General features: G+C 44.9%; 5 protein-coding genes and 1 pseudogene. All 6 read right to left on the bottom strand.

Features of this window, described 5'->3' with window-relative positions:
- Positions 1-16 precede the first annotated feature (16 nt).
- Positions 17-1,345 (bottom strand): OmpA family protein, encoded by a 1,329-nt coding sequence (locus JCM15548_RS24760; protein ID WP_227626046.1) that lies wholly within the window; start codon positions 1,343-1,345, stop codon positions 17-19.
- A 38-nt stretch (positions 1,346-1,383) separates the two neighbouring features.
- Complete coding sequence (locus JCM15548_RS24755) at positions 1,384-2,094, bottom strand: tetratricopeptide repeat protein (RefSeq protein ID WP_227626045.1); 711 nt, start codon at positions 2,092-2,094, stop codon at positions 1,384-1,386.
- Between the two features lie 18 nt (positions 2,095-2,112).
- The gene (locus JCM15548_RS19265; protein ID WP_062128693.1) at positions 2,113-3,048 is read right to left on the bottom strand and encodes a PorP/SprF family type IX secretion system membrane protein; all 936 of its coding nucleotides are present in this window, start codon (positions 3,046-3,048) and stop codon (positions 2,113-2,115) included.
- Positions 3,049-3,131: 83 nt separating this feature from the next.
- A complete protein-coding gene (locus JCM15548_RS19260; RefSeq protein ID WP_062128692.1) occupies positions 3,132-4,400 on the bottom strand; it encodes a T9SS type B sorting domain-containing protein in 1,269 nt (422 codons plus the stop codon).
- Positions 4,397-5,455, bottom strand: coding sequence for a hypothetical protein (locus JCM15548_RS19255; protein WP_062128690.1), 1,059 nt, complete (start codon positions 5,453-5,455; stop codon positions 4,397-4,399). The genes JCM15548_RS19260 and JCM15548_RS19255 overlap by 4 nt, the downstream gene beginning before the upstream one ends.
- Before the next feature lie 55 nt (positions 5,456-5,510).
- A pseudogene (locus JCM15548_RS22030) lies at positions 5,511-9,335 on the bottom strand (hypothetical protein); the annotation flags it as partial.

Genomic DNA, 9,335 nt, shown 5'->3' with positions numbered 1-9,335 from the left:
GGTCCAAAAGCAGCATTTACTGCAAAAAGCGCCAGACCACTACCTCTATTCTTCGGTTATTCATATGTTCCGCTTCGCTACACAATTTTCCACGACGACAATTATTCTGCAGATATCTTTCACCATACCCGCGGGGAATCAAATTATCATCCGGAACGCCTTTTGAAAGCAGGTAAGCTTCTGCCTTCTCAGCCACCGTTTGTGAGGTGGTCAAATTGGTCATGCGATTGCCACGGGCATCTGTATGTCCATTGAGTTTGATAACAACATTGGGATTGGATAATAAATAAGCCGCCACCTGATCCAATAAACTAAAGCCTTCCGTAGTAATATTCTGGCCTTCGTAAGGAATGGATAAGTCGCTTATTTCATTTAAATCCGTCTCTTCAAAAATGGGTGTCAACGAAAATCCTGCTGAACCTATTTCTTCCAGTTCCATGATGTTTCCAACCACTTTTCGTGTATTGAACTCATTCTTTGACACCGTAATTTCAAATTCCTGTCCCTCCAATCGATAGGCATCCGGAATGGCCAATGAAAACCGACCATTTTCCCCGGTTGTACCACGATTGATGACGGTCCCGGTAAAAGCATCAGACAGAATAACGGTGGCTCCGCTTAAGGGGTTGCCATTAAAGGAACTGATTAACATACTGTTCAATGCGGACGGGAAAATGCTCAGGTCAACTTTGGGCTCTTCCTCAACAGGCTCTGGCTCCTGAACCGGATCTGGTACAGGCTCTGCCACCACCACCGGTTCGGGACGTGTAACCGGAACCATTTCAGTTTCGGGTTCAGCCCGTATGATATCGGCAGCTGGTTCTTCGGCCGCAGGCTCCTCACTTTCTTCCTCATCCAAATACTGAACGTAGAAAATCACATCCTCTGTACCATCTCCCTGGCGATTGGTACTCAATAATCCCTTTTGTGGATCCGTTGGATTAATAACATAGCCAAAATCATCCTTATCGGAATTAAAGGGGCGCATCATGTTTTGGGTATTGCCCCAAATGCCATTGAGATACTCGGCTCTGAACAGATCCAGTCCACCAAATCCCGAATGACCATCACTGGCAAAATAAAGAATGTTGTCTTTACTGACAAAAGGATATCTTTCATCACCAAAAGTATTCACTCTGGGTCCCAGATTACTGGGTGATCCGTAGGTGCGGTTGGCTCGCCTTTCTACTCTCCATAGATCGGTTCCGCCATATCCTCCCGGACGATTGGACACAAAATATAAAAATTTATCATCGGGTGAAACAGCCGGATGGGCATTATCAAATTCATCCGAATTAAACGGAACTTCACGCTCATTGACCCAATCCTTGCCATCAAACTCCACGGAAAAAATCTTAATCATAGACCCTCCCCCACGAACTCTTACAGCGCGGTATAATACATGGTTTTATTGTCGGATGTAAAGGAAATAGCACCTACGTGATAAGGAAAAACAAGATTTTCTGAAAACAAACGGGTATTAGCTATCTGATCATCCACCACATCGGAATAATACAAACTCAAAAAACTTCTTCCCTGCCGGTCCCGGGCGCGATCCGAATCATCAGGAGAGGCGGAGGAATAAACCACGCCACCACCATAATACTGAATACCAAAGGACTGACCATATGTTTCAATGGAAGAAGGGTTAACCCTAACATTGGTGAGGAACTCGTCATTCTCCAGAGCCCATTCACAGGAACGAATCAACTCATCTATTTGAGCCTGGAGACCGGGATTCTGAGGACGGGCGCGTTGGTATAAATCAATGGCTCCTTCATAGAATCCAAATCGATGGGTGGCAGAAGCATAGATATACAAATCGTATCCCGATAGATGATCCTCCAATTCCATAAAAGCAGAAAAAGCCTCATCAATGTTGTTAAGTTCATAATAACAGTGAGCAACTCTTATTCTGTCTTCCACTTCCAAAGGAAAGTCGTTTTCCATCAGAGACTGATAATACTGTAGCGCTTCATAATATTCACCCCGCTCATACTGACTCTGTGCGCGTCGCAATGAGCCTTGTCCCTCAGCCGTGACTGAAATGACAAGAAATATGAATACTAAAAAAGAGTTTAAGGCTAGTTTCATGAGTTCCGTATTTATGTATTAAAAATAACGAATAGATCGCATTCCGGGGCGTCTGTTGAATGAAAAATCAAACTGTACACTCACCTCGTGCGATCCGGCTTTGGCATATTGGTTAATGGCATTAAAAGGGTAATCAAAGGAATATCGAACGGTGAATTGTCGACTAATTATATATTCCAGTAGCAGGACAGCCTCCGAAACGGTACGGTAAGATAAGCCCACCCAAAGCTGTTCGGCCAATAGTACATTGGCGGAAAAATCGACTTGCATCGGTGCCCCGTATACCTCTTTGATTAAAACAGTTGGTTTTACCTTCACAGGGTACCAGTCAAAGATGTAGCCCCCGTATAGATACATGTGCATATTCTTGAAGTCGATCGAGTTTTTAAACCCTTCGCTGGCCTCATCAAACTGGTCAGAAAAAAATTTGGGAATTGAAAATCCGGCAAAATAATTATCTGAATAGAAATAGGAACCAAATCCAAAATTGAAATTAAGCTTGGATTCCTTGCCATCAAAAACCGGATCCATAAAATCTTCTGTAACCGACTTTGTCCCGTCATATACCATAGAACTGAAGCCAAACTGCAACCCCAGGGAAAGGAATTTTTCCGACCTGTCGAGTTGCACCTTGTAGGAAGCAGCTCCAAAAAGGTCAAAAGTATTGGTAAAACCAATCCGGTCGTTAACCAATGCCAACCCCACACCAATATCGGTCTCTTCAATAGGACCATGGATATTCAAAGCCTGATTCATAGGGGCACCATCCAGGCCAACCCACTGACTGCGATGAATCATTAGTCCGCTAATAATGTCACGCGTTCCGTTGTAGGCAGGATTCAGCAGGCCCTGGTTGGCAATATAGTGGTTAAACTGATATTGATTTTGTCCAAAAACAAGGTGGCCTCCCATGCAAAGAAACAGCCCTATAAGTACGAGATATTTTTTTACCATAACTATGGGTCTTACTGATTCCTGAAGGGCTTGGCCCCTCAGGATAATTGGGTTACTATCTTTTATAACAAGTTTCAATTCCATTATCTTCTTAATTCAACATACCCTGAAAAACGCCTGGTCTGTAAGGAGCCTTGAACATTCTTTTTGACTTCAAAAACATAGAAGTAAACGCCATTCGGTAATTCCTTGCCAATTGAGATCATCGCACCAACATTGGAGGTACCATCCCAATTATTATTATATCTGGTTCCTTCACTGCGGTACACAATGGTTCCCCAGCGGTTAAATACCTCAAGTGACGATTCTTCTGTCTGCCCCAAACCACTAATAACAAACCGTTCATTGATGCCATCCCCATTTGGAGAAAAGGCATTGGGTAACAAGAAGGATTGTACATCACCGAAATCCTTGTTTCCGGCCATGATTATAATATAGGAAGCGGCTTTTCTATCGGCAATGGAACGGTTGGCCACCGAATAATGCAATGAATCCTTGCCAAAGAAGCTGGGTGCTTTGAAGTAGGTCAACAGTCCCGTGTTCTCATCTATGGTAATGGATGCGCCCAAACCTTCATTGATGATATTGGCTGAATAGACCAAAACATCATCGGAAGAGGTCCTTCCGCTTATCAATGCGCTTAAATCGATGGAGCCGGACAATTCATCCGCCTCAAGGTAAAGCGTATCAGGTTGAGCCAATAAATTCGATTGGTGAATGGTTACAAAACCATTCATCAAAACTTCACAACCACCTTCTCCTACAGCCAGCACATAATAATCACCAGGGAGTTCTACAAAAGGAAACTCAAGACTTCCACCAGTACCTTTGATACCAAACTCAGGCTGATCAAAGGCATAATCACCATCGCGCATCAGGAAGTACCAGACGGTTTCCTCAGAATCAGACAGTAAAATACTCTGATTGCCTGCACCACTATTTACTGTATAAACTTGCGGTGTAGCGTATTCCGTAATGGTGAATTGAGACTCTCCTTCAATGTCAAACAGACTACTATCTCCCTGAACCGTTATGGTATAGATCGTTGTACCGGTCACCAGATTATTAAAGGTGACATCTCCACCGTTCCCTTTTAGTATCTGAACCGAAACAGGATTATCCCCATCCGTGATATCCACCAACTCATAATAAACATCCGCACTGGTATTGGCCACAGTAACAGTGACACCGGCATCCTCCTCAGTGGAGCAATAGCTATATTCCTGACCACTGGCTAAGGAATAAAAGTCAACCGGTGGCGTAACACTTCCGATGGTGATGGTTTCGGAAGTATTGGTACAAGTGCTGAGCGTCCATTCTGCCGTCACATAGTAGGATCCGGTGGCGGTCACCGCCCATGTAACAGGTTGGTGCCGTCATGCAGTATGGCAGGTTCAATAACCGTCAATTCATTATTGGCATTGTGGTACAAAGTATAGGTAGCATCTGCTACCGGATTCTCGATGGAAAGCGTTCCATCTTCATTGTTCACAAAATCCATGGCATTAGCGTCGTGGGGCGCCGGATTTAATACCGGTCTGATAGTATCTGATACCACCACGCAATCAGAGGTGGAATGAATGGCGCGAATGACATAATCATAACCTGCCACCAGCCTTCTTTCAAAAGTCATGGCCTCATCCCCATACTCATCACCGGACAGATAATCAAAGGGCCGGTTATCCCGATACAAGTAATAATCAACCTCACTCTGAAGATCAGCGATGCTAAGAGAAACACCTCCGTCACTGGAACAGTATTCCGGTTCGTAATCACCAACCGATAATAAAAAGGCATCATTCACATCTTCGCCAATTGTCACACTGAATGCCGGAGATTCAACCGTACACCCCTCCGCATTTTCAGCCAAAACAGAAAGCATGAATTCGCCTAAGCCTTCATCCGACAAGTCCCATGTGATGGTACTGCCCTCATCGCCGGTTACACCCGGATCCAATTCCGGATCAATCGGATAGGCCAAAGAGACACCTTCATCCAGCAGATAATAGGTAATACCTGCCTGAACATTGCTTATGGAAACTTCCGCACTGTTTTTACAATAAGTCAATTCAGGCGCAAATTCAGGAACCAATGGTGATTCCACAGTTTCAACCGTAAAACCAGTGGCTAAAGAGACTTCACAATTTCCACCATTCCGCATGGCTTGAATGGTGTAAGTTCCCTCTGGCACCAAAGTGTCAAAAGCCAACTCACTTGAACCATCACCCAATACAGATGCGACCTCAGCATCCAAGGCATCATAAATAACATAAGTAATGCCATCCTCGCTGCTGGAAAGACTGACCGTTGCTCCAGTTTCAGAATCACAATAGGCTGAAGTGCTAGTAATGGTAATTCCTGAAACATCGGGTGCAGGTAGCTGGTCCACCGTCACTTCTCCATTCATACTGGAAGTACAACCCGTCAATTCATTGCGCGCATAAACCGTATATAGTCCCTCATCAAGTACCCGGGAAAGTCAATGCATCTCCACTACCAATGGCCGTTCCTCTGACGCGTGGAATATCTCCGTCGTGCCAAATCAACGTATAATTGATATAACTTTCAGAACCATTGAGTCCAATGACAGCTCCCTCTGCCACATCACAGAAGACACCTGATCCGGTAATTTGATAGGCAACAGGCAAGGGATTGAATCGCAATTCAACCATACCGTGCATCACCACAGAATCACAATCGGCATTGGAAGCCACAATGATATAATCACCCGCTTCGGCGATCATTCCAAAATCCAGGACATCACCACCCGTAAGCGGGGTAATGGTACTAATGGCCACATTGCTTCCTCCGGCACCTGCACCTAAAGACCAAAGGGAATAGTCCACATTGGCTTCAGATGAAGACAGACTGATGTTCATACCACCATCACCTTCACAGATGGCACCATCGCCCAGTATGGCATATTTGGTAATCACATTTGGTATACTCACTGCGAAGTCATTATCCAGGAAGGCTTCACATCCATCCAAACTGGCTAAAACACGGTAGGTACCGTTACCATCAATAAGCGTTTCAGGAAAATCAACATTGGCACCGTCACCTGTGACTGTAAGGCCTGTTGGTCCCTCACTACCATTGTCGGTCCAGTAGATTTCATATACCACACCCATTTCAGAATTCTCAATGGTTATGGTGGCACCATTCTCACAGTCAGCACCAGCATCATCAACCACTATATTCTTGTTGCTCAGTGGCAATGGCTTCTCTACAATGGAAACCAGACCATTCATCTCTATCTCACATGAAGTATGATCCCGATCAAGGGTCGCCATCACGGAATAATCACCCGGCGCATCCACAGTAAACTGAATCAGTCCCCCATTTCCGCTTTCAATATATCCGGTGGCAGAACCATCCAGGTGTAATTCGTACTCTACGTCATTTTCTGAACCGGACAATTCAATCAGGGCTTCTCCTCCACCGGCACAGTATCCGGTCTCTCCGGTAAGTTCAAAAACTGCTGGCAATGCATCCTCCGTAAGAGTAATACTACCCACCACACCTTCACAACCGGAACCAGGCATGCTGCCAATCACCGTGTATTCACCAGGAATATTAAAAGAACCAAAATTTATTTCTAACACAGGATCTGATATTGATCCAACAACCGAAGGTCCTTGGGTTTCTCCATCAAAATACAATTGATAAACAACACCGGCCTGCTGTCCAATTTGGCGAATTTCAACACCGGTAGCATCTCCCGCACAAAAATGCCCTTCATTATCAGCTTCCAAAGCAAAAGCTTCGGGGGCCGGAACCATTGAAACAGTCACCACCCCATCCATGGGATAGAGACATCCACCATCCGCAGCAATCATCACCCGGTAAGTCCCCTCCTCGGTAAATAATCCGAAGTCGATGGGCTCTCCATCGCCCACGGCGACGATGCCGGTTGTATTACTATTTCGATATACTTCATAGGCGGCACCATTGGAAGATCCATCCAAAATGAGTGAAACACCCTCTGAGCCTTCACAATAAACGCCATCTGAAGGATCTGACAACAAGTTGAAAACAGGGCTGTTAGGAACCACATCCAATTCTACCTGACCGTTCATCAGTGATGAACAACCTGTTGAAGGATTAACCGCTAATATGGTATAAACACCACCAATGTCGTAAGCACCCATATCTAAAGACCCACCGTCACCAGCCACCGGTCCACTAAATAACGCACCATTTAATAATAAATGATAGTCTATTCCAACTTCTGAACCACCTAAAGAAATGGATACCGGGCATTCGGTCAGAACACCGGTGGGATTCATATTAAATATAGACGGAACAGGTTGTTCCCGAACTTCTACGATGGATGTAAACCAAATGGAGAGTTTCAAACCATTCATTCTTCTGGCTTTCACCTGATAATCCCCCTCCGGGATATTGTTGAATACCATTACACCATTTTCCAGAGAAGAAGTAGCCACAGGCGTAATCAAGTCAGAAGTTTCATATAACTCATACATTACAAACTCCTCATATCCACTGAGGAACAATTGAACACCAGCATCTCCGGAACAGTATTCTGCATAAGCCGGTCGTAATTCAAATACATCGGGATAGGTGTCCACATTAATGGTTACGACTTCACTCGTATCTACACAACCAGAAGCATTGCGGGCAATCAGCGATAGTTCATCACCATCTTCAAGACCACCGATTTCTAAACTGGCATCGGTGACCCAACCATTGACATCGCCGTCGTGTGGTGCATTATTAACCAAATATATATAATCAACGCCACCACTGGCCTCAACAGTAACATCTTCCCCTTCTCCAATGTTATTGGATGGCAACACATTAATGCCGGCCACCGGTAAATCATTCACCGTCATTGGGATACTGTCAGAATGGGCTTGACACGAATTGGCATCAGTCACCACGACATAAACCAAATCACCATCCTCTATATCCGAAGTTGTAAATTGATTGGAAGCACTTTGCTGCTGATCTATATCCAGGCTATTTCTTAAAATATAGAAGGAATAGAAATCACCACCAGTCGCTTCGAAGGTAACCGGGTCTCCCACACAAATCTCCGTGGCATCGCTGCTAAGCGTAACAACCGGAATTGGATGAACCGTCATTTCAATAGTGGATGAAACGGCTGTACATCCAAATTCATTTTCGACACTCACATAGAACTGATCTCCATCCACCGGGTCTGAAATTTCAATTTCGTTATCAGTTGTGGCAGCCCCAAGAGAAGTACCATTACGGAAGAACTCATAAAGCGTGCCCCCTGAGGCAGTTAATGTAATAGTTTCGTTGGCACACAGTTCTGTGGCCGAAGCTGATAAGCCAGCAACAGGGGTATTCACTTGCAAAGTAACATCATCACTGGCCTCACAACCGTTTGCAGCTCTTCCGACTACGGAAATAACATCACCATCATCAAAAGTTGAACTATAGGTGGCGCCATTACCAAAATCCTGAACTTGAACTGTGTTCAAATAAAAAGCATAATCGACTCCACCAGTGGCAGTGAGTACCACCGTTTCGTTGAGGCACGCCACATCACCAGCCTGATCGCTATTCAGTTCAATAACAGGCAAATCACGAACCGTGATGGTTTCTTCAGCCGATTCCACAGCACAACCACCTAAAGTAATGGCCACTTTAATCACGTCACCATCCGTCCATGCATCCGAACTATATTCATGGCTGGCACCTGACTGAACAGAAATTCCGTTCACCATAAAATCATAGGAAGAATAGCCGGCTGTAGCACTAGCCGTAATGGTCTCACCATCACAAATGTCTGTTGATGAAAAAGTTAAAGAGTTATCAGGTGATTCTTTCACCTCAATGGCCAGATTCGCTTCATCCTCACAGCCATTGCCATCAACTACTAAAACGCTTAAAGTATAGGTTCCTAGGGCTAAAGTTACATCAGTAGCATAAGTAGCATCGGCATCTGCAGCGCGTGTATCAATTACGATATCAGATTCGTCCAAGAGTGTAAAAGTGTAAAGATCACCACCCGTTGCGGTATAGATTTCAGAAGTTCCTTCACAAATATTCTGTTCACCGGTTAAGGTGGCCGTCGCTTCAGTTACATTGACCGTCAATAAGGCGGGACTGCTGGAACAGGTAATACCATTAGCAATGTCGCCAACAACCACACTGTATTCTCCGGCATCTGTCGCTAAGGCGTTGCTAATGACATAGGTGTCTGAGGTGGCACCGGTTATTTCTGCTCCGGCTCTGTACCACTGATAAACATAATTACCGCTTCCTCCTGTGGCCGAAGCCGTCAAGGTCAA

The sequence above is a fragment of the Geofilum rubicundum JCM 15548 genome (assembly GCF_000974365.1).
GTDB lineage: Bacteria > Bacteroidota > Bacteroidia > Bacteroidales > Marinilabiliaceae > Geofilum > Geofilum rubicundum.
This window is presented reverse-complemented; position numbering and strand designations above follow the sequence as displayed.